Origin of the sequence: Hydrogenophaga sp. YM1, assembly GCF_016903055.1 — a bacterium.
GTDB classification, from domain to species: Bacteria; Pseudomonadota; Gammaproteobacteria; order Burkholderiales; family Burkholderiaceae_C; genus Hydrogenophaga; species Hydrogenophaga borbori.
On sequence record NZ_CP070223.1, the window covers coordinates 2,571,763 to 2,590,957 of the forward strand.

Below are 19,195 nucleotides of genomic sequence, written 5' to 3' on the forward strand. Positions count from 1 at the left end.
GTCCGTAGAATATTCTCTATTATCCAATAATTCAACAATAGAGAATTTCAAGATGCCCATCACCGCCGACGCCGAGGCCTTCCGGCGCGCCATGCGCAAGGTGCCGTCCGCCGTCACGGTCGTGACCGCCGAGCACGGCGGACGGCGCCGCGGCCTGACCGCCACCGCCGTCTGCAGCGTGAGCGCCGATCCACCCCAGGTGCTGGCCTGCGTCAACCGGGTAGGGCGAGCCCACGCCTGCATCGAGCAGGCCCAGGCCTTCGCCATCAACTACCTGTCCGACGGACAGGTGCCCGTCGCCCAGGCCTTCTCGCGCCAGGCCGACGACCCGGACGACCGCTTCGCCGCCGAGGACTGGGCCAGTGGAGCCCAGGGCGTGCCCCTGCTGCGCGAGGCGCTGGTGTCCTTCGCCTGCCGCGTGGTGCAAAGCCTGGACTGCGGCAGCCACACCATCTTCGTCGGCGAGATCCTCGAGATCCGCCAGCGCGACCAGCGCTCGCTGCTCTACAAGAGCGGCGAGTTCCTGCCGGCCTGAGGCCCTGGAGAGCGACATGGCGATCACCAAGCTGCGCCTGGCCTACCACGTCCACGACGACGTGGCGGCGCTCAGCGCGTTCTACGAGAAGGCGCTGGGCTTCGAATACCTGTTCCAGGACGCCGACCGCTGGCTCGAAATGAAGGTCGGCGACGCCCGCTTCGCGCTCGCGTCGCGGGCCGAGGCCGCCGAGGCCTGCCGCGGCCCCGTGCTGGTCTTTGACAGCGACGACCTGGAGGCCGACGCCGACGCCATCCGCCGCCACGGCGGGGAAATCACCGGCCAGCGCGACATGGGCGCGCACGGCCGCACGCTGACCGCGCGCGATCCCTCCGGCACCGTTTTCCAGTTGTTCGCCCGTCCCAAGGGCCGCCACCCCACATGAGCACACATCCCCACCCGCCACGCGAACTGTCCTTCGGCGTCTTCGACCACATGGACCGGGGCCGGCTGCCGCTGGCCGACCAGTACGAGCAGCGCCTGCAACTGGTCCAGGACTACGAGCAGGCCGGCTTCTACGCCTACCACCTGGCCGAGCACCACTCCACGCCGCTCGGCATCGCGCCGTCGCCCAGCGTGTACCTGGCGGCGGTGGCGCAGCGCACCCGCCGCCTGCGCTTCGGCCCGCTGGTCTACACCCTCAGCATGCACCACCCCCTGCGGGTGGCCGAGGAGATCTGCATGCTGGACCAGATGAGCCGCGGGCGCCTGGAGGTCGGCTTCGGCCGCGGTGTGTCGCCCTACGAGATCGGCTACTACGGCGTCGATCCGGCGCAGGCGCAAAGCCTCTACCACGAGGGTTATCAGGTCATCCAGCAGGCGCTCACGCGCGAGCGGGTGGATTTCGCCGGCACGCATTTCCATTTCCGCGAGGTCCCGGTCGTGCTGCAGCCTTACCACCAGACGCCACCGCCGATCTGGTACGGCGTCGGCCTGCCCCAGGGCGCGGACTGGGCGGCCGAGAACGGCATCAACATCGTCTGCAATGGGCCGGCCAGCGGCGTGCGCGCCGTCACCGACCGCTACCGCGAGCGCTGGAACGCGATCGGGGCCACCGGTCCGCTGCCGCGCCTGGGGGTGAGCCGGCACGTGGTGGTCGCCGACACCGATGCCCAGGCCATGGCCATCGCCAGCCGGGCCTACACGCTGTGGCGCGAGCGGCTGATGCACCTGTGGGTCAAGCACGGCACCCAACCGGCCTCGCTGGCCTTCCCGGAACGCTTCGAGCAGGCCCAGGCCGCGGGGCTCGGCATTGCCGGCGCCCCGTCGACGGTGCGCCAATGGGTCGAGGAGGAGGTGGCGCGCACGGGCATCAACTACCTCGTGTGCCGCATGGCCTTCGGTGACCTGAGCTACGAGGAATCCGCGCGGTCCACCCGGCTGTTCGGCGATCAGGTACTGGCGCCCCTGAGCCGGGCGCCGGTCGGTGCCGCCGCCGACAGCAGCGCCCTGACGGCTTGACCATTTCCCTTCCGCCCCCCTTGAAAGAAAGAGCGAGACACATGAACAAAACCCTCTGCGGCCTGGTGTGCGCCACCCTGATGGCCTGCGCCCCCTTGTCCTCCCTGGCCCAACAGGCCTGGCCATCCAAGACGGTGAGGATCGTGCTGCCCGGCCCGCCGGCCAGCAGCCCGGACCGCATCACGCGCCTGCTCGCGGAGCGGCTGAGCAAGAAGTGGGGGCAGTCGGTGGTGGTGGACAACAAGCCCGGCGCGTCCACCCGCATCGGCGGGGAAATCGTGGCCCGCGCGGCGCCCGACGGCCACACCCTGCTGTCCACCTTCGTCACCCACTCCACCGTCAAGCTGCTGTACCCCGAAACGCCGTACGACCCGGTCAAGGACTTCGTGGCCATCACCCAGTACGCCACGCCCGAGTCCATCTTGGCCGTGCGCGCCGACTCCCCCTACAAGACGCTGCAGGAACTGGTGGCGGGCATCAAGGCCGCGAAACGGCCGCTGCGCTACGCGCACTTCGGCAATGGCTCCAGCTTCCACGTCTACGGCCTGATCGTTGGCCGCGAGACCGGCATCGAGGTGCTGCCCGTGCCCTACAAAGGCGAGGCGCTGCAGATGAACGACCTGCTGGGCGGCCACGTCGAGTCGAGCTTCAACTCGGTGGGCACCGCGCTGCCGCACATCCGCGCCGGCAAGGTGCGGCCGCTGGGCATCATCACCTCGGAGCGCTCCAAGGTCCTGCCCGACGTGCCCACGTTCAAGGAACTGGGCATCAAGGGCATGGAGCGCGGCGGCTGGTTCGGCTTCCTGGCGCCCGCGGGCACGCCCAAGCCCATCGTCGATCAGATTCAGCGCGACGTGAAGGAGCTGCTGGCCGACCCCGAGATCGCGAAAACCATGCGCGACCAGGGCATCGAACCCGTGGGGTCCACCCCCGAAGAGTTCGGCCAGACGATCCGCGCGGAAGTGGAGCAGTGGGGCAAGCTGCTGACGGAGTTCAATGTCCAGGCCAACTGAGCCCCCGCTGCCCGCAGGCGTGGACCCGCAGCTCGCGGCCGCGCTGCGGCGCCACGAGGACATCCTGGCCGGCTTGGGCCCCTCGGACACCAGCGCGGCCGCGGCGCGGGCGCAGTTCATGGCGTCCCGGGCCTGGTGGAACGGGGGCGGTCCCCGGCTGGCGGTCGATCGGGACGAGGTGATCCCGCTGTCGGCCGAGCGCGGCCTGCGGGTGGCCGTCTATGCGGCTCAGGCCTCGCAGGCGCCACGCCCGGCCTATGCCTTCTTTCATGGTGGCGGCTTTCGGCTGGGCGAGCCGCGTTCCAGCGACCGGCAGCTGCGCGAACTGGCGCTGGCCTGGGGCGGCATCGTCGTCAGCCTGGACTACGCCCATGTGCCCGAAGCGGTGTTTCCGGTGGCGGTGGAGGAGAGCGCCGCGGCGCTTCGGTGGCTGAGCGTGCACGGCGCACGCTGGGGCATCGACCCGGCGCGCCTTGCTGTCGGTGGCTCATCCGCCGGGGCCAGCGTGGCCATGGGCGCCGCCGTCCACCTCGGCCCTGGCCGCGCCGGTTTTCTCCGGGCGGGGGCTTTCGTGGTCGGCGTGTTCGACGACGACCTCGACACGGCGTCCATGCGGGCGCACGGAGACGGCCCGATGCAGCCATCGCGCCGCAGCGCTGCCGCGATGTTCGAGGCGTACGCGGGCGGTCCCGGCCAGCGACGGGACCCGCGCCTGGACACCCGCCAGGCCGACCTGGGCGACATGCCGCCGCTGTTCCTGGCGGCGGCGGAGCTCGACGTGTACCGGGACAGCTCGGTGCTGCTGGCCCGGCGCCTGAACGGCGCGGGGCGAAGCGCCGAACTCGTGGTGTACCCGGGGACGACGCATCTGTTCTGGGGCTACAGCCGCACGGTGGCGGTGGCGCAGGCCTGCACACGTGACCTGGCGGGCTTCCTCGGGAAGCACTTGCCGGTGGCAGCTTAGGGAAGGGGCCTGGCGTCGGCTTCGGGCTCCGGCCGCCTGGCTGATGCCCTGCTCGCGGCTGTGGAATGGCCCCTCAGAGAATCCGGTCAACGCCTGGCAGCGCCCGCAGAGCGCGCGCCAGCAAGAAGGACAGCGCCGTTCCGATTCCTGCAACCAGACCGAACTTCAGCAGCGGCGGTGCCGGCCAGGGGGCAAGCAGAACGCTCAGGGCGACAACAACCGGTGCGTGAACGACGAACGCGCCATAGGCCTCCTCGCCCCAGCCTTTCCAACGCAAGCTCTGTGTGTTGAATCGCTGGCGGAACCGCACCAGCAGAAGCGCAATGATTCCCCATGCCACGAACGGCTCCCAGAACGCGTAGAGGACGGCGGCTGCACTCAAACCGCCATCGAAGTCAACGGCCTTGCCCTCGAGTGCACCGAACAGCGCCGCCCCAAGCGGCAGGAGCGGAATCGAAACCAGCGAAATGACTCCCCAGAATCGGGCCTGCTCGGGGCTCACCCGTTCAAGCCAGCGGCCGGCCGAGGCGCGCGTGCCAAGGAAGAACAGAAAGACATACGAGGAAAAGTAGCCGAGCTGCAGCCCCAGCACGTTCTGCCCGACCGGAACCCATTGCCGGATGGTCAATGCGGCGAAGCCGACCAGCACGGCGCTCAAAAGCCATGTTCGCCCGCTTGGCAAGGCCTCGTTCCTCAGCAGACTGGAGCGCTTCACCCCCTGCGTCGCCCGCGACCAGATGACCCAGGCGAAGGCAAAGAGAAGCAGTGCGAAGGCGAACCAGAGTGGGCCCATCACAAAGGTGCCGGAACGAAGCAGCGAAGACCAGTGGGCCAAGGCCGGCTGGCCTTGCGGAATGCTGCCCAGCGCGACCACCAGCGGCCCCAGGACGAAGCCGAACACCAGCAAGGGCACGCCGAGCCTGACGCCCCGGTCCATCATGAAACGAACCGCTCCCTTCCGGTTCAGCGAGCCTGGCGTGAAGTAGCCGGCCAGTAGGAAGAACATGCCCATGAAGAAGGACTGGTTCACCGCGCAAAAGAGCGTCAGCAGCAGGCTGCTGGGTCTTCCCTCGTCGGTCACTTCCCGATAGAACCACGAGCCCGAGCCTCCGTAGGTAATGGCCGTGTGGTGGGCGATGACCAGTGCGGTGAGCACGACGCGCAAACGGTCGATGAAGTTGGTCCGGCTGTTCTGGCTGGCGAACGGTGCTGCGGACATTCAGACCGCCCCCTTCTTGTCCACCACGAGGATGCCGTCGCCGTCGTTCATATGCCATCGATACGGCGCATCGGTCGAGTGCAGGCGAGCTGTGATGTCGCCCATCTCGGCGAGGTCCGTCGTACCCCAGGCCCACTCGCCGGCGCGCTTCGTGGCCCTTGTCGCACGGTGGATCTTTGGTTGCGATTCGCGCATCTCTGCGACTCCTACAGTTCGGGTTCCTCGTCCGAGAAGCGGACGGCTCATAGCCGTGGGCTGCTAGCATGCAGGCTGTTCATGTTTGGAAGGCTCCATCCACGATGGCCAGAACGGACCTCAACGCGCTCAGCGTGTTTGCAGCCCTGTTCACGGAGTTGCACGTAACCCGGGCAGCTGCCAAGCTGGGCGTGACCCAGTCGGCGGTCAGCCACGCGCTGCGCGGCCTGCGTGACCGCTTCGATGACCAGCTCTTCGAGCGTACCGCCAAGGGACTGAGGCCGACCAAGCGTGCGATTGAGCTCGCGCCCCGGGTCATCGAGGCCGTTCAGGCGGCGGAGGACGTCTTTCGCCTGCGTCCTGGCGCCATCGCGCGCGTGCCGAGGGCACTTCACGTTTCCATGTCCGACTACGGCGTGGCGGTCTTCCTGCGAGGGCTTTCTCATTGGCTATCCTCCGAGCACGAGGGTGTGAATCTTCGCGTGAGCAACCGGCCGCGTTCGGAGGCCATCGCCGAGGTGGAAGCGCGAAAACTTGATGTGGCGGTCGGGGTGTTCCCCGCCATGGACCACGACAGGTTGCGACAGACCCTGCTGCTGCAGGACCCGTTCGTCACGGTCGCCTGGAAGGACAACCCGCACGTGGCCAAGGGCCTGACCCTCAGCACCTTCGTTGAGCTGCCGCATGTGCTGGTCAGCCTCGGGGGGGGCGCCAGGGGCACGGTCGACGAGAGCCTGGAAAGGCGCGGGCTACGCCGCCGGGTGGAGTTGGCCGTGCCGAGCTTCATCCTGGCGCCGGAGCTCGTCGTCGGGACCGACAGGCTGCTCACCATAACCAGCACGACGCTGACCCTGCGGCCCGAACTGGGAGACCAGCTCGTCGTATTCAAACCACCGGTGGATCTTCCACTGATGGACATCGTTGCAGTCACACATGCCCGTTCGGACGCCGATACGCTGCTGCAGGACTGCTGCCGCACGCTTGCTCTCGTGGGCAGGCAGGCGATAGCCCAGGGCCGCTCGATGGGACGACGGCTGCGCCCCGCCAGCAAGCCGCGATGAAGCGGTGCCACTCGGCGCCGGTCACACAGGGCGCACGCAGGAGCACCACGCGGTGCCCGAGCCCGCAGGAGCGCCCGCGCATCGTCGGTCGGTTGTGCAATGCGGAGATTCGGTGCGGCGTCCATGGCTGTTTCTCAGCAGAACGGCCCTCTGATTCGACATGGGTCAGGCGGCGTCTTGCCAGTGGGCTCGCTGGAAGACCACGCGATAGCCGTCGGCGTCCTCGAAGGTGGCGCCCATGATGTCCCAGTAAGGGTTGTAGGACGGCACTGGCTCGAAGCCTGCACGGCGCATACGGGACACGGCGGCTTCCCAAGCCTCACGCTCGGGAAGGTAGAAGACGACCAGGTTGTCTTGTGTCGGGGCGCGGCCGACTGTGTGCCCGCGCTGGTGGGTGAACTCGAAGTGGTACGGCGCCCCGGGCAGACCGAGCATCACGCCGTCGAAACCGGCATGGTCCTCGAAGTGCCCAAGCACCGACAGGCCCAGTCCGTCGCGGTAGAAGGTGAGCAAGGCGTCGAGGTTGTCCGTGGGGCGCGCGACGCGAAGGGTTGGTATCGACATAACAGCTTTGACAAAGGTAAGGAGGACAGACGGGTCATCTGGAACGAATCACGAAGAGGGCGCCGACGGCAACCAGGCCGACCCCCACCACCATCGCAGGGCTGGCCGGCTTGGGCGTCCCGGTGACCCAGCCATAGTGGTCGATGACAAGCGAAGCCGCCAACTGGCCGGCTAGCACCAGCAGGAAGGTGGTTGCCAGACCCAGCCTCGGCGTGACGTAGGCGTTCATCGTGATGAAGGCGGCGCCAAGCAGACCTGCGCACCAGTGAAGGAGCGGCACAGAGCGGACGCTTGTGGCGTCCGGCAGTCGGGCGCCCACAAGAAGCAACGTCAGGCATAGGCCGACCAAGCCGACGGCGTTGTTCGCCAGCGCCGCCCAGAGCGGACCTCCGAGCGAGCTCCGGTTCTGGCCGTTCAAGGCCAGTTGGATGGCGACCGCGACGCCACCAAGCAGTGCAGCCAGCGGGTAGAGCATCATGCGCTCCGCGCGATGCCGGTCGACGGGCCCGACTCGAACGAGACCGGTGTTTCTCGGATGACCATGCCGACCATCGAGGCTGGGGCGTCGCGATCCTTGGCGTCACAGATGGCGCTGCGTTTGGGCAGGGGGCAGGGTGCTGTCATTGGGGTGGCTTGGTGGCAGCCCAGACAATAGTCTGGCTCATGGTTTATTGCCATCAGAATGAACAGAACTCACATCGCTATTGATTCCTGCGCACAGTCGTTCCGTCCCACCTCTGGGCCGCCTATCGTGAGGCTCACAGCAGGAGTCAGCGCAGCGCAAATGAATACACCGCCTGGTAGGCCACCACAGAACAGCGCTGGGGAAGTTTGTGGCAGGCCATTCACTGGACATGCAGTCGACCGTATGCAGGGTCGAGGCTTGACGCCCAGTGTGGTGTTGGACGCGATCCAAAATGGTCGACGGTCTCCCGGTCAAACCGGGTTTGAAACCCAGCACTACTCGCCTACAAACAACATTCCCGTTGTAGTGGACACCGCCTCGGGTCGAGTGGTGACTGTCAGAGAAGGTCCACCCAGCGGAACATTCGGGGGATTCTGATGAACGAGCACCAGCCAAGCAATCTTCAGCAGTACCGCCGAATCGTGGAAGTGTGTCTTGAGTACCTCGATTCCCGAAGATCGATCGCCTCGACCATTGCAGACCTAGAGGGACTGATTCAGGCACTGGAAGGTGTTTCCTCGGATCTGAAAAACCAATTCCTTGCGCGTTCTGGCGTACTGGAAGATATCTATGCGGCGTCGTTGGATCACCCTGAGTTAGACCTGTTGAATGTCCATCGCGAGAGGCTTGTCGCTGCTGTGACGGAAATACTGGATGCATCGCGACGACGCGCAACGGTAGGAGAACGGTAGGACATCAAGGCAAAGTCAGGGCAACCGTACGAGCGAGACGATTGTGGGCAATACCTACAGCAACACGATATCGAGCACCAGCAACCGGCTCACGCAAAGCGAGGACGTCAACGGAACCAGCAGCCTGAGCCACGACGCGGCGGGCAACGTGACCGGCCACGGAGCGCAAACGCTCGGCTACAGCGACCGGGGTCGCCTGGCCAGCGTGACCAACGCCGCAGGCACCACCAGCTACCTGTACAACGGCCTGGAGCAACGGGTGAGAAAGAGCGGGCCCACGGCCATGGTGCCCACGGGGCAGTCGCACTACGTCTACGACGAGGCCGGGCAGTTGCTGGGCGAGTACGACGCCAATGACTACCCGCTGTACGAGACCATCTACCTCAAGGGCTATCCGGTGGGGGTGATCCGACTCATGGGCAGCGCGGGCAACGGGGACCTCAGCGCCCTGGTGCTCAACCTGTACGCCGATCACATCGCCACGCCGCGCATCGTCACGCTGCAGGACCACAGGATCGTGTGGTGGTGGGGTTCGGACGAGCCCTTCGGCGGCACGCCGCCCCTGGAGAACCCCTATGGCTTGGGCAGCTTCGTGTACCACCCCAGGTTCCCGGGGCAGGTCTTCGATGCCGAGAGCGGGCTGCTGCAGAACTGGCACCGCGACTACAACGCGCGCTTGGGGCGCTACATGCAGAGCGATCCCATCGGGCTCACTGGCGGCATCAACACCTATGCCTATGTGGGAGGTGATCCACTGAGCCGCATTGACCCGTTCGGCCTATTCAATGAATGTCACTGATGCTGCAACTTGGCCCCCCATTCCCGAAGGAGTCGTAAATGTCTGTGCCGGGTTTGGAGACGGCGTATCACTTGGGATTACCGCTGGTATTCGCTCTGCGATGGGGACAAATCATGTTGTCAACTTTGATTCCAACGAATATCTTGGAGGAGCCATAGCCGGCGTGGTTGTGACGACACGGGGATACTCCGCAGGAGCTGAATTGTCTTTGGGTCGAAACTTTAGACTTGCGCCATGGGGAAATCGCACGGGGCATGCAACCGGTCGCTATCCCCACTACCACCGCAGAGGTGCGCCTGACGCCAGCGGTGCCACGCCAGCTGGCCAAGGAATTGGTCGCCATCGCCCATGGGATGGGAAGCCTGTTGATACATCTATTTGGGATCGATTCTGATGAAACTACCAATCTCAATCAACGAAAACGGCGATGTGAGTTTTTTTTCGTCCGTTGAGGAGGCTGAAGCATATATGGAGCCATTGGATGTTGAAAGAGGTGAGTACGTTGTGACAGACGCGGATCGACGTCTGTTGAGGGTTGAAGTTGTGTCTGAAAATATCCCGCTGCTTTGGGGCTTGTGGCGATCACGAATAAAGAGAGTGCGGATTAAAGATTCTGCTTTGTGATGGGAAAGAATTGCCAGCAGACCGACGCCGCAGGCACCACCAGCTACCTGTACAACGGCCTGGAGCAGCGGATGAGAAAGAGCGGGCCCACGGCGATGGTGCCCACGGGGCAGTCGCACTACGTCTACGACGAGGCGGAGCAGTTGCTGGGCGAGGACGACGCCAATGACTACCCGCTGTACGAGACCGTCTACCTCAACGGTTATCCGGTGGGGGTGATCCGGCTCTTGGGCAGTGCGGGCAACGGGGACCTGAGCGCCCTGGTGCTCAACCTGTACGCCGATCACATCGCCACGCCACGCATCGTCACGCTGCAGGACCACAGGATCGTGTGGTGGTGGGGCTCGGAGGAGGCCTTCGGGGGCACGCCGCCGCTGGAGAACCCGTATGGGCTTGGGCAGCTTCGTGTACCACCCCAGGTTCCCGGGGCAGGTCTTCGATGCCGAGAGCGGGCTGCTGCAGAACTGGCACCGCGACTACAACGCCAGGCTGGGCAGGTACATGCAGTCTGACCCCATCGGGCTTGACGGGGGGATCAATACCTACGCTTATGTGGGGAGCGATCCACTGAGATACGTTGATCCGAAAGGGTTGACTCCAATGCCCACATGGTGGACGACCGGTTGGAGTCGATCACTGCCAGTTGCACACTGTGCCACTGCCGAATGCATCGCTGGACTACTTCCTACTCCTAGCGAAAATCGTTCTGTCGAACAAATAGATCGGGATTTGAGTCGAAGAGTATGCGAAGTGGCATGTGGTCTAGGCATGCCAATTCCAGGGACTTCGTTGCCAAAAAATGTATGTGATATTCCCAAAAGGGTCGGCGAATACTTTGGAAAAGACATGGCCTGAAGTGGAATTTGCTCCCTCATTTGCAAATGAAAAACTCGAATTTTCAAGCGAAATCAATTTTGACTGGCGCAATCTTTGCGCTATTGGCGCTCCCGATTGCCATCTGGCTCGGCAGCTTAGCCGTTGGACTTGCGCCGTTGCGCGCACTTTTCTTTGGATCGGACTGGTTCACCTTCAAAGCGGTGGTAGGAAGCATAGAAATACTAGTTTTCGGCGTGGCGGCCTATGCTGCAGATACACATGCAAAGAAGCGAAAGAAGTAACGGGCACAGTCTATCGGGACATAGGCGTAACAGGAGTGATCCGCTCCGATATGTCGATCCCTACGGGCTATACGAGGTCAGCATAGAGTTTTATGCAGGATTAGGAGGCGGCATAAATTTTGGTCGAGATCCAGCAACTCGGCAAGGATTTGTGACCCTTAAAACGGGAGTGGGAATAGGAGGTGGAATTACTTCCGATCCTTTGGCTGGAAGGCCGGGAGGACCCAAGGCACAGCCCGGTCAAGGAGGCGTAACCGCCGGCTTCTGTACTAGTGCAGGGGGAACCGCGAGCATCGCTGGAGTTTGCGTCAGTGGTCAATTAGATGGGAGTAGAGGCTATGATTTTGGAATGGGGCGCGAGTATAACGACCCAAGTCTCAAGGGCAATATTGGGTTCGAACCCGGAGGCCGAACAGGCCTTAGTTTAGGCGGATCCCTCGGTATTCAATTTGGGATCTATGACAGGGGGCGTAGGCCATGAAGATGAAAATTTGGTTGATTGTAGGAGCTGTTTTTCTAGGGGGCGCTGGTTTTGGTTTTGCATGGTACAAAGCGGCTACCTCTGAAGAGGTGGCAGTTGCCAAAGCTTACTTGGCGCAGGCCCCAGAGATGGAGAATAGGTATCCACGAATTGAAAATCCAATTCTGGTTGGCTTTCGCATATATGCCGGAAGTGGCGGGCGATCGTACTTCACATTCTTTGTCAACACGTCCATGGGGTATAAATTTGTGCAGGTCGTTGTTGATAAACAAGTCGAGCCTTGGGTTGTTCATGAGGTTGGCCTCGAATAGGATTTGACCCAACTTAGTGTTGAATCAAAGTGATCTCCGGCTCCAGCAATCGGCTCACGCAATGCGAGGATGGCAAAGGCAGCTCCAGCCTGAGCCACGACGCGGCGGGCAACGTGACTGTGCATGGAGCGCAAACGCTCGGCTACAGCGACAGGGGTCGCCTGGCCAGCGTCACCAACGCCGCGGGCACCACCAGCTACCTGTACAACGGCCTGGAGCAGCGGGTGAGAAAGAGCGGGCCCACGGCCATGGTGCCCACGGGGCAGTCGCACTACGTCTACGACGAGGCGGGGCAGTTGCTGGGCGAGTACGACGCCAACGACTACCCGCTGTACGAGACCATCTACCTCAACGGTTATCCGGTGGGGGTGATCCGGCTCATGGGCAGTGCGGCCAACGGGGACCTGAGCGCCCTGGTGCTCAACCTGTACGCCGACCACATCGCCACGCCGCGCATCGTCACGCTGCAGGACCACAGGATCGTGTGGTGGTGGGGCGCGGACGAGCCCTTCGGCGGCACGCCGCCCCTGGAGAACCCCTATGGCTTGGGCAGCTTCGTGTACCACCCCAGGTTCCCGGGGCAGGTCTTCGATGCCGAGAGCGGGCTGCTGCAGAACTGGCACCGCGACTACAACGCGCGCTTGGGGCGCTATGTTCAATCCGACCCGATTGGGCTCGCGGGCGGCATCAACACCTATTCGTATGTAGGTGGAAATCCGCTGTTGTTCGTTGACCCGAATGGGTTGCAGGCGATTCCGCTTCCCCCAATTCCGGTTCCGGGGGTACCGAACCCAAGTGCGGATGCTCAGCAGCAATTGGCACAGCAGCTCACGGACGCCCTGAGAAGAGCCTTCCCTGAGAGGACATACCAGACTTACACACGCTACAACCCCAGAACGGGGAAGTGCTACAGCGGGCGGACTTCTGTCTTGAACGCTGAAGGCTTCTTTCCGCCTGTGCTTGATAGGTCGTCAACGAACAGGGGCGCCATCAGAGGGAGAGAGCAGCAGCTCATCGACATCAATGGCGGGGCGCGAAGCGTTGGTGGGACATCCAGAAATATGATTAACGGCATCAGCCCGATGAACCCGTTTGGGGACGCCTATCTTGACGAGGCGACTGGTGAATTCGGTATCCCTGTTCCCGCAGAGAACTGCACTTGCCAGTGACCGAAATGACAGAAGCGGAATATGAAGGTCTCAAGAGGTTCATGAGCCTCTTCTATGAGTGGTTCAATGCCAAGCCCTCTCATCGTCCAGAAAGTCATCCTCTGGCCGTGTTGGAGAGGTTGGAAAAGAAGTCGCGTTCGCAGGCAAAGCGAGGGCTTGAGATGGCCATCAATGACTGCATCGAGGATTCCAGTGAATGGGGTCCCGAGGTCGTTGCACTGGCGGATAAGCGGTTCGTTCTGAATAGCGCGCCATCGCTGTCTGAGGTCCGAGCGAAATACTCGCGCAAGTACCTTCAGGTGCTGAAGCGCGGGAGCATCAAGTCGCTCAATGAGTATTACCTGGTCAAGGGGATAGTCGATGGCGGTGGCATTGAGCCTGGCGCGGACGAAGCTGAAAAGCTGGCCGCCATGCTGACGGACTACGAGAGCCGTCTGCCACCTGGGGCTGAGAAGTAGCGGGTTCTAGGCAAGCCGCCGAGTCCAGGCTGGCCGCAGGCCACCCGAAGGGCTCGGCCTTGACGCGGTGGCGTGCCGTTCGACGCTCGCCGTGGGCGGTGCATGCGGACGAAGTGGCATGCACCGCTGACGGCAGAGGGCGACTCGCTCCCCTTCCTGGGAAGGGCGGGGGGATGGGTTGGAGCCGCCGCCGAAGGACGGCGGGCAGGTCAGGCAGGCGCCTGGCCTGACGCGAAGGAGCGCCCGCCCCAGCGGGCCGACGCAGCGCCGGGGGAGCCGGAGCCATCGAAGCGCGGCCCAAGCGCTGGTGCGCCCCCAGGCGCACGATGGTTCCGGGACCGCAGCCGCCAGGCGTGAGGTCCGCCGCTGACGAAGCGAGAGCGCAGGAAGCCACCCTGTGGGCCGGCGAGCGTCCAGCTCGAAGCGCGCATCGGCACGATGAACGCTGCCCGGTGCACGGGGTGGCTTCCTGCGCGGGCCGCCGACGTTCAGGCGGTGGTTCGTGCAGGCAGCGGCGCCCATGACGGGAGACGGAGGGCGTCCAGCCCGCAGAGGTGGCGTGCGGCTCCAGCCGCCGAAGAGCCGCCGTTCGCCCGCCCGCAGTTCCTGCGCGCTGGCAGCGTCTGCTGCGAGCGTGCTGGGGCTGCAGACGCATCGGCAGATGCGTCATCGCTACACCTTGCATCCCCGATGCGAGGTGTTCCATGCGAGTCTCATCCGATGCCCTGGCCGGCCTGCTGCGCCCGCCGCCCCCTAGACCGAAGCAACCGACAGCGCGCGAGCGCGCGGCGGCCAACGCGCAGCGTGTGCTGCAGGCCATTGCCCAAAACGGAACGCTGCGGTGCACAGACTTGGCTGCCGCGTGCTGGCCGGGTGCAAAGTTCGGGGAGCAGATGGCGCAGAGGACCACCCGCGCGCTCGTGCAGGCTGGCCAGCTCAAGGTGCGCGCCAACGCCCTGGGTTCCGGCATGACGCCGGCGCACAAACCGTGCAGTGCGTCTTCCGTACAGCGGAGGGCCAAGACGCAGTTCTTCTGTTAAGCGGGGTGACTGCGTTTCGGTGCACCGACTTCGGGCTTCAGAACGTCGTGCTGGAGTTGGTAAGTACGGCTTGGCAAGAAGTTGGTCTTGAAGACTTGCGCTCGTATATCTCGTGGGTGTCCTCCATTGCTGATGGCGAGCGACTGACCGGTGCCGACGAACTTGAGGCGACCGTGCAGGAGGTTGTGGCAGGAAGGCTGCAGTGCGTGTTCTTGGTTCCTTCGTGGGGGAGCACAGGTTGCCGCAACCGCTGCCAAAGTGGAACTGCGTTGAGAGCTGCAACCGCCACTTTGTGAGCCTACAGCTCTCGCGTGAGCCGTTTGGCGCTGGCGAAAGTCGCGTCGGACCCTCGGGCATAGCCCATCAAGGTCTGCACACTACGGTGACCGGTCATACCCATGGCCTCAGGTAGTGAGACTTGCTGTCTGAGCGCTTCAGTCACGAAACCCGCGCGCAATGAGTGCGCCGAATACTGGCCCTCGATGCCGGCCAGCCGACAGCGCTCGTTGACGATACTGCGCACAGCAGCGGCTGACAGCGGCGCCCCCAGCTTGCCGCCCTTGAGCACACGACGGAAGAGGGCGCCCTCGCGGATCCGTGCTGCTGTAAGCCACTCATGCAACGCCGAGCCTGCGGCGCCCCGCACCGGCTTGTGGTTCTCGGGTCGATCGGCTCCGCTCTGGTTGGTCTTGGAGTATGCGAGCTCGTAAGAAAACTCTCCTGGCCCGGTCTTCTTCAAGAACTTCATGTCCGCCGCTGCGACCTCCGAGCGCCGCCGCCCGCCGCTGGCCCACGCAAAGAGGAGGAGGGCGCGGTCGCGTTTGCCGCGCAGCGAGTCGTCGCAGGTGGCCAGCAGCAGTTTCAAAGGATCCTTGGTTAGCGCGTCCTTCTTTTGCGGTAGCTCGCCACGCTTGGCATATGCCTTGCGCGTGCGCGACAGCAACTCGCGCACCTTGGGGTCGCGGCAGGGATTCTTCAGTTCCTTGACCTGGTGGGCTTTGGACAGCACGGCGATGCGGTGCACGAGCGTGTTGTTGGCCAGGGCGCCGACTTTTCCCTTGAAGCCGCTGTTGACAAGCGCCTGGTCGATCTCGAGCGGCAGCTCGTGTACCAGGCCCTTGGGGCCGGTGCGCTGGGCGTGGTCGACGATGAACTGCAGCACGCAGGCGGCGGGCAGCGGCAGCGCAATCGGATCGCCGTAGCGCATCGCGTACCAGGCGGCCCAGTAGCGCAGCGCGCTTTGGTAGTTGCGCTGGGTGTTGGCGGACTCGCCTTCGCGCAGCAGATCGGCCACCGCTTGCTCGGTGACGGCGCTGAGCTCGTGCGGTGCGAGCGCTGGGGTCTTCAGGAGGGTGGGCAGCGCCATGTTGCGATCGAGCTTGTGTGGTCGGTCAGCAAAGTTGACGCGCAAGCGAATCCGGCGGGAAAGTTGGTCCGGACTCGACAAATGTGGCAGGGAAGTTGGTCTGCGTTCGAATATCCACATACTGGCTACGTCGCAGGCCAAGTTTCCTTCCGTGTAGCCGGCCAACTTTACTGCCGTAGTGAGCCGACACAAGAGCACCTGATCTCCGTCTTGCTGGATTCCCAGTAGGCGAGGTCTGTAAGGGGGTGAAATTGCGTCGCAACCCAGCGAAGCAATTCCCCAAGTCAACTCACAAGCGACAGAAAAGCCCAACTCAACTCACAGCGTAGGCGCAGTTAGGCCGATTCGCACATGCCTTCTTCTTGACGACTGGGCCAATTCTCGGCGAGAGTCCTGTCCCTTCATCAAGGAGCACACGGAACGAACTACGCGTAAAAAAGAAAAAGGGCCACTGTTGGCGCAGTGGCCCCGATCTGTAACCAGCGTCTGCTATTACGCACGCGAACGATAGGCCTGGATCAAAGGCTTGTCAAGCAGCATGCGCGAGGGTGCTTTTTCGCCCGAAATGTATCGCTGGAAACGTAGTCGTTCCTGTATCGACAACAGGAATCGCAATGCGAAAACCACCTCCAGTAGATGCAAACACAGACATCGCGTACTGCGCGTCCATCTGAGTGCTGACATGAGCAACTCAAAAAAGAAGGGCGTGCGCCTTGGCACGCGCATGCGTGGCGCACTCAACGATGCCTATGACCGTCGAGGCCATCACAGCAGCAGTCTCTATCTTGTCTACAGCGTCAAGGCCAGTCGAGACGTAGTGTTAAAGGGTGATTTGGAGTACTTGCACTACCTTCACGCGGAGAGCGACCCACAAGTGAAAGATATCACATACACCGAGAAGAAGCTACATGCAGATCTGTTGGGAGTGGAAATGGCTGCGCTTATCGATGCCGAGGTCACTCTCAGAGCTGGGGGTACTGAATGGCGCGAAATCAAGCCTAGAGAGGCCATAGAGCAGGGTGAAGAAAACCGAGCTCATCGGCAAATACTGGTCCAACAAATCGCCGCCAGAAAAATGGGGGTGACGCATCGCATCATAACAGAAGACACCCTTACGAAAGATTTGACACGTATTGAGAATGCCAGGCAGATCATTTCTTGGATAGCCCAAGCCAGGTCTTGGCCACTCCATGAAGAAAGTCAATATGCACTGGAGCGTCTACGGCGAAAGAAGGAAATGGAGTTGAGGCAATTCGCCGAATGCGCGACGGTCGACTTCGGAAAACTCCGCGCAAGTTTGTGCGTATCCGCTCTGATGAAGCTCGCGATTTACGGGAAAGTTGGATCCAATCTGGACGCCTCACCAATGTCGGCGCGATCAAGATTCTGGGCTGCAGGAAAGGTGGGGATGCAAGATGGGTAGCCTCTCTTACAGTCGACTTTCGGAGGACGACCGCAACTACGAATCTTGGGATCCGGTTGATGTCAGCTACCTCACCGAGGAGGATGCCAATCGTTTTGAGCGCTTAAGGCGAGCAATTCAACTGTATTTAAGGACTGGCAAGCTTACAGCGGCCGCGCTGGAAGCCGGCTGTTCACAAAGTGTATTGTTGGAGCAATTGAGGCGCTGCCTCTCTTTCGATGAAACGGGCCACCTAGTCGGCTGGAGTGGATTGATAAAAGGAAAAAGAATAAAACCATACCGCCGCGAAGCACCAATCAATACAGAGAAAGAACGGGCGAATTCTGGGAAGGCAGGGGCATTCGAAAAGTTCTTGAGCGACCATGAGAATCTTCGGGAGGTGCTCCATCGGATCATTCGCAAAGGCGGTGCGAGGGGGGCTGTTGCCAATAAAAGTCCAGATAAGCGGTCAGTGTTCAAAACCTTTCAGACCCATTGCTTATCAGATCGAGGGGGCATGACGGTCAATGACTATCCCTGGAATACAAAATCTCGAGGTCGACGTTCCGTAGAGCGATACATCATTAACTTTATTGAGAATGATCGAAAGGCCGCACGTATCTGGCTAGATAACTCTAGTCAGTTTAAAAAGCTAGGAACAGGGCATATCAAGCTTCCGCAGGCCGTCGCACCATTGGATTGCGTGTGCTTTGATGCTCACAAATTTGATTGTCTTGGAACTGTGGTAATTCCAGGGCCTGCTGGGCCAATGCCAATAGTGATCAATCGCCTATGGGTGGTCTGGTTCATGGATGACGTAAGCAAAGCTTGCGTTGCTGTTGCACCCTGCATCGGTCAAGAAATTCGGGCGGGTGATATTGTGCGTGCAGCCAAATCAATGGTCACGACTTGGCGACCCAAAGAACTGGTCGAGGGCTTGCGGTATTTGCCTGGAGCATGCCTTCCTGCGGGGAATCTCCCTGGGCTGGAAGAATGTAGACCAGCTCTTATAAGGTGTGACAATGCCGCCCAGAACTATGCCCGTAGAGTTCTTCAGGATCTGCGCATTCAGCTAGGGGCAAATTTGTCATTCAACCCCATACATGCTTGGTGGAGGAATTCACTTGTGGAGCGGACATTTAGCACGCTCGAAATATGCGGATTTAGAAGGCTTCCCTCTACCACTGGCAAGGATGCGCTGGATCATCGCGGTGATCATGCAGCTGAAGCAGCCATTAAACACGCCATCACATGGGATGCCCTGTTTGACGCTATTGAATCAGTTGCAGCCAACTTTAATGTTACGACAACACAAGGTCTTGGGAATCGATCTCCGATTGATAGTTTGAAATGGGAGCTAACAAAGGTCAATGGTGAATTTTTCCCTCGAATGCCTGCGCCAACATCGGCAATTGCGCCGCCAGTTGGCGTCACAAGGGAATTAAAGCGCGTAGGTGGTCTGAGTGAAAAGGCAAAGGGGAGGGCTCCCTATATTGAGATCGATAGGGTGCGTCATACTGGCAAAGAGCTCTACGGTAGATCTGACTTGATGGGTGAGGAAGTTATTGTTCATATCGATGAGGAGAATTTGTGCTCTGTGGACGTTTTTGAAACCTCGGGGAAGTTCATCGGCGCAGCTATTCCTACCAAGGCGCAATGGCAAAAGACCAAGCACACGCGCGATATGAGAAAGGCTATTAATCAGCTGATAGATGTTGGCGCCGTAAAGGACACATCCGGCGATGTGGTGCTCGAGTATCTAGGTTACCTCGCAAAGAATGTGCTTTCGAAAGCACAAGATAGAAGTCCAAGTGAAAGGGGAAAGATTGTGAGGGAAGCAACCCACTTTTCGCAGCAGTTGATGTCTTCAGGACTTAAAGCTTCGGACGTTCAACTGCCGAATCCCTTAGTGCCTTCACCGGCCAAGCCAAGGCCAAAACCGGCATTTGTCAAATCGCCGAAGTGGAAGGCGGTTTAGCAGGATGAGGCGTTGATTCGCATGGGAGACAGGGGCGAAAACTCAGCGGATGGCGATGCC

General features: G+C 61.9%; 22 protein-coding genes. 17 read left to right on the forward strand and 5 right to left on the reverse strand.

Annotated elements, in window-relative coordinates; genetic code table 11:
- Window positions 1–52 precede the first annotated feature (52 nt).
- Genes JNX00_RS12010 through JNX00_RS12030 form a run of 5 tightly spaced genes read left to right on the forward strand, consistent with a single transcriptional unit; the run spans window position 53 to window position 3,973 of the window.
- Entirely contained in the window at window positions 53–535 is a 483-nt protein-coding gene (locus tag JNX00_RS12010; protein ID WP_204742412.1) for a flavin reductase family protein, read from the forward strand.
- Between the two features lie 16 nt (window positions 536–551).
- Window positions 552–920: a VOC family protein gene (locus JNX00_RS12015; RefSeq protein ID WP_204742413.1), complete on the forward strand. Its 369-nt coding sequence runs from the start codon at window positions 552–554 to the stop codon at window positions 918–920.
- Window positions 917–1,996, forward strand: a complete 1,080-nt coding sequence (locus tag JNX00_RS12020) for an LLM class flavin-dependent oxidoreductase (RefSeq protein ID WP_204742414.1) — start codon at window positions 917–919, stop codon at window positions 1,994–1,996. The genes JNX00_RS12015 and JNX00_RS12020 overlap by 4 nt, the downstream gene beginning before the upstream one ends.
- 41 nt (window positions 1,997–2,037) lie before the next feature.
- Window positions 2,038–3,009 (forward strand): tripartite tricarboxylate transporter substrate binding protein, encoded by a 972-nt coding sequence (locus JNX00_RS12025; protein ID WP_204742415.1) that lies wholly within the window; start codon window positions 2,038–2,040, stop codon window positions 3,007–3,009.
- Window positions 3,010–3,028: 19 nt separating this feature from the next.
- Entirely contained in the window at window positions 3,029–3,973 is a 945-nt protein-coding gene (locus tag JNX00_RS12030) for an alpha/beta hydrolase fold domain-containing protein (RefSeq protein WP_204742416.1), read from the forward strand.
- Between the two features lie 73 nt (window positions 3,974–4,046).
- Here the strand turns inward: JNX00_RS12030 and JNX00_RS12035 are convergent, their stop codons facing one another.
- Together JNX00_RS12035 and JNX00_RS12040 are read right to left on the reverse strand one after the other, a co-directional pair.
- Window positions 4,047–5,192 (reverse strand): acyltransferase, encoded by a 1,146-nt coding sequence (locus JNX00_RS12035; protein ID WP_204742417.1) that lies wholly within the window; start codon window positions 5,190–5,192, stop codon window positions 4,047–4,049.
- Window positions 5,193–5,387: a hypothetical protein gene (locus JNX00_RS12040; RefSeq protein ID WP_204742418.1), complete on the reverse strand. Its 195-nt coding sequence runs from the start codon at window positions 5,385–5,387 to the stop codon at window positions 5,193–5,195.
- Between the two features lie 104 nt (window positions 5,388–5,491).
- Here JNX00_RS12040 and JNX00_RS12045 point away from each other — a divergent pair, with 104 nt between their 5' ends.
- On the forward strand, window positions 5,492–6,448 hold the full coding sequence (locus JNX00_RS12045) for a LysR family transcriptional regulator (RefSeq protein WP_204742419.1): 957 nt from the start codon (window positions 5,492–5,494) through the stop codon (window positions 6,446–6,448).
- A gap of 165 nt (window positions 6,449–6,613) precedes the next feature.
- On the opposite strand, the gene JNX00_RS12050 is transcribed toward JNX00_RS12045, so the two are convergent.
- Both JNX00_RS12050 and JNX00_RS12055 read right to left on the reverse strand, forming a co-directional pair.
- Window positions 6,614–7,012 carry a VOC family protein gene (locus JNX00_RS12050; RefSeq protein ID WP_204742420.1) on the reverse strand — a complete coding sequence of 133 codons (399 nt, stop codon included), beginning with the start codon at window positions 7,010–7,012 and terminating at the stop codon, window positions 6,614–6,616.
- 34 nt (window positions 7,013–7,046) lie between these two features.
- Complete coding sequence (locus tag JNX00_RS12055) at window positions 7,047–7,487, reverse strand: DMT family transporter (protein ID WP_204742421.1); 441 nt, start codon at window positions 7,485–7,487, stop codon at window positions 7,047–7,049.
- Between the two features lie 587 nt (window positions 7,488–8,074).
- Between JNX00_RS12055 and JNX00_RS12060 the strand changes: the two genes are divergently transcribed.
- The 9 genes from JNX00_RS12060 to JNX00_RS12100 all read left to right on the forward strand — a co-directional run bounded on the left by JNX00_RS12060 (window position 8,075) and on the right by JNX00_RS12100 (window position 14,389).
- The gene (locus JNX00_RS12060; protein WP_204742422.1) at window positions 8,075–8,389 is read left to right on the forward strand and encodes a hypothetical protein; all 315 of its coding nucleotides are present in this window, start codon (window positions 8,075–8,077) and stop codon (window positions 8,387–8,389) included.
- Between the two features lie 43 nt (window positions 8,390–8,432).
- A complete protein-coding gene (locus tag JNX00_RS12065; protein ID WP_204742423.1) occupies window positions 8,433–9,188 on the forward strand; it encodes an RHS repeat-associated core domain-containing protein in 756 nt (251 codons plus the stop codon).
- Between the two features lie 393 nt (window positions 9,189–9,581).
- A complete protein-coding gene (locus tag JNX00_RS12070) occupies window positions 9,582–9,812 on the forward strand; it encodes a hypothetical protein (RefSeq protein ID WP_204742424.1) in 231 nt (76 codons plus the stop codon).
- Complete coding sequence (locus tag JNX00_RS22365; protein WP_239478129.1) at window positions 9,812–10,324, forward strand: hypothetical protein; 513 nt, start codon at window positions 9,812–9,814, stop codon at window positions 10,322–10,324. The genes JNX00_RS12070 and JNX00_RS22365 overlap by 1 nt, the downstream gene beginning before the upstream one ends.
- Before the next feature lie 369 nt (window positions 10,325–10,693).
- Window positions 10,694–10,930: a hypothetical protein gene (locus tag JNX00_RS12080; protein ID WP_204742426.1), complete on the forward strand. Its 237-nt coding sequence runs from the start codon at window positions 10,694–10,696 to the stop codon at window positions 10,928–10,930.
- Window positions 10,931–11,407: 477 nt separating this feature from the next.
- Entirely contained in the window at window positions 11,408–11,722 is a 315-nt protein-coding gene (locus JNX00_RS12085) for a hypothetical protein (protein WP_204742427.1), read from the forward strand.
- Window positions 11,723–11,751: 29 nt separating this feature from the next.
- Window positions 11,752–12,891, forward strand: a complete 1,140-nt coding sequence (locus JNX00_RS12090; RefSeq protein WP_239478130.1) for an RHS repeat-associated core domain-containing protein — start codon at window positions 11,752–11,754, stop codon at window positions 12,889–12,891.
- A 41-nt stretch (window positions 12,892–12,932) separates the two neighbouring features.
- On the forward strand, window positions 12,933–13,349 hold the full coding sequence (locus JNX00_RS12095; RefSeq protein WP_204742428.1) for a hypothetical protein: 417 nt from the start codon (window positions 12,933–12,935) through the stop codon (window positions 13,347–13,349).
- 704 nt (window positions 13,350–14,053) lie between these two features.
- On the forward strand, window positions 14,054–14,389 hold the full coding sequence (locus JNX00_RS12100) for a hypothetical protein (protein ID WP_204742429.1): 336 nt from the start codon (window positions 14,054–14,056) through the stop codon (window positions 14,387–14,389).
- A 298-nt stretch (window positions 14,390–14,687) separates the two neighbouring features.
- Here JNX00_RS12100 and JNX00_RS12105 read toward each other — a convergent pair whose 3' ends face one another.
- Window positions 14,688–15,755: a site-specific integrase gene (locus tag JNX00_RS12105; protein WP_204742430.1), complete on the reverse strand. Its 1,068-nt coding sequence runs from the start codon at window positions 15,753–15,755 to the stop codon at window positions 14,688–14,690.
- 682 nt (window positions 15,756–16,437) lie between these two features.
- Between JNX00_RS12105 and JNX00_RS12110 the strand changes: the two genes are divergently transcribed.
- Together JNX00_RS12110 and JNX00_RS12115 are read left to right on the forward strand one after the other, a co-directional pair.
- Window positions 16,438–17,178: a hypothetical protein gene (locus JNX00_RS12110; protein ID WP_204742431.1), complete on the forward strand. Its 741-nt coding sequence runs from the start codon at window positions 16,438–16,440 to the stop codon at window positions 17,176–17,178.
- The gene (locus tag JNX00_RS12115; RefSeq protein ID WP_204742432.1) at window positions 17,171–19,135 is read left to right on the forward strand and encodes a hypothetical protein; all 1,965 of its coding nucleotides are present in this window, start codon (window positions 17,171–17,173) and stop codon (window positions 19,133–19,135) included. The genes JNX00_RS12110 and JNX00_RS12115 overlap by 8 nt, the downstream gene beginning before the upstream one ends.
- Window positions 19,136–19,195: the final 60 nt, after the last annotated feature.

Bases quoted from the DNA above. Each gene is read 5' to 3' on its own strand.
- JNX00_RS12020 (WP_204742414.1), top strand. From the start codon at position 917: ATGAGCACACATCCCCACCCGCCACGCGAACTGTCCTTCGGCGTCTTC.
- JNX00_RS12035 (WP_204742417.1), bottom strand. From the start codon at position 5,192: ATGTCCGCAGCACCGTTCGCCAGCCAGAACAGCCGGACCAACTTCATC.
- JNX00_RS12095 (WP_204742428.1), top strand. From the start codon at position 12,933: ATGAGCCTCTTCTATGAGTGGTTCAATGCCAAGCCCTCTCATCGTCCA.
- JNX00_RS22365 (WP_239478129.1), top strand. From the start codon at position 9,812: ATGGGAAAGAATTGCCAGCAGACCGACGCCGCAGGCACCACCAGCTAC.
- JNX00_RS12015 (WP_204742413.1), top strand. From the start codon at position 552: ATGGCGATCACCAAGCTGCGCCTGGCCTACCACGTCCACGACGACGTG.
- JNX00_RS12050 (WP_204742420.1), bottom strand. From the start codon at position 7,012: ATGTCGATACCAACCCTTCGCGTCGCGCGCCCCACGGACAACCTCGAC.
- JNX00_RS12040 (WP_204742418.1), bottom strand. From the start codon at position 5,387: ATGCGCGAATCGCAACCAAAGATCCACCGTGCGACAAGGGCCACGAAG.
- JNX00_RS12100 (WP_204742429.1), top strand. From the start codon at position 14,054: ATGCGAGTCTCATCCGATGCCCTGGCCGGCCTGCTGCGCCCGCCGCCC.
- JNX00_RS12085 (WP_204742427.1), top strand. From the start codon at position 11,408: ATGAAGATGAAAATTTGGTTGATTGTAGGAGCTGTTTTTCTAGGGGGC.
- JNX00_RS12105 (WP_204742430.1), bottom strand. From the start codon at position 15,755: ATGGCGCTGCCCACCCTCCTGAAGACCCCAGCGCTCGCACCGCACGAG.
- JNX00_RS12045 (WP_204742419.1), top strand. From the start codon at position 5,492: ATGGCCAGAACGGACCTCAACGCGCTCAGCGTGTTTGCAGCCCTGTTC.
- JNX00_RS12070 (WP_204742424.1), top strand. From the start codon at position 9,582: ATGAAACTACCAATCTCAATCAACGAAAACGGCGATGTGAGTTTTTTT.
- JNX00_RS12115 (WP_204742432.1), top strand. From the start codon at position 17,171: ATGGGTAGCCTCTCTTACAGTCGACTTTCGGAGGACGACCGCAACTAC.
- JNX00_RS12010 (WP_204742412.1), top strand. From the start codon at position 53: ATGCCCATCACCGCCGACGCCGAGGCCTTCCGGCGCGCCATGCGCAAG.
- JNX00_RS12080 (WP_204742426.1), top strand. From the start codon at position 10,694: ATGAAAAACTCGAATTTTCAAGCGAAATCAATTTTGACTGGCGCAATC.
- JNX00_RS12055 (WP_204742421.1), bottom strand. From the start codon at position 7,487: ATGCTCTACCCGCTGGCTGCACTGCTTGGTGGCGTCGCGGTCGCCATC.
- JNX00_RS12060 (WP_204742422.1), top strand. From the start codon at position 8,075: ATGAACGAGCACCAGCCAAGCAATCTTCAGCAGTACCGCCGAATCGTG.
- JNX00_RS12025 (WP_204742415.1), top strand. From the start codon at position 2,038: ATGAACAAAACCCTCTGCGGCCTGGTGTGCGCCACCCTGATGGCCTGC.
- JNX00_RS12110 (WP_204742431.1), top strand. From the start codon at position 16,438: ATGAGCAACTCAAAAAAGAAGGGCGTGCGCCTTGGCACGCGCATGCGT.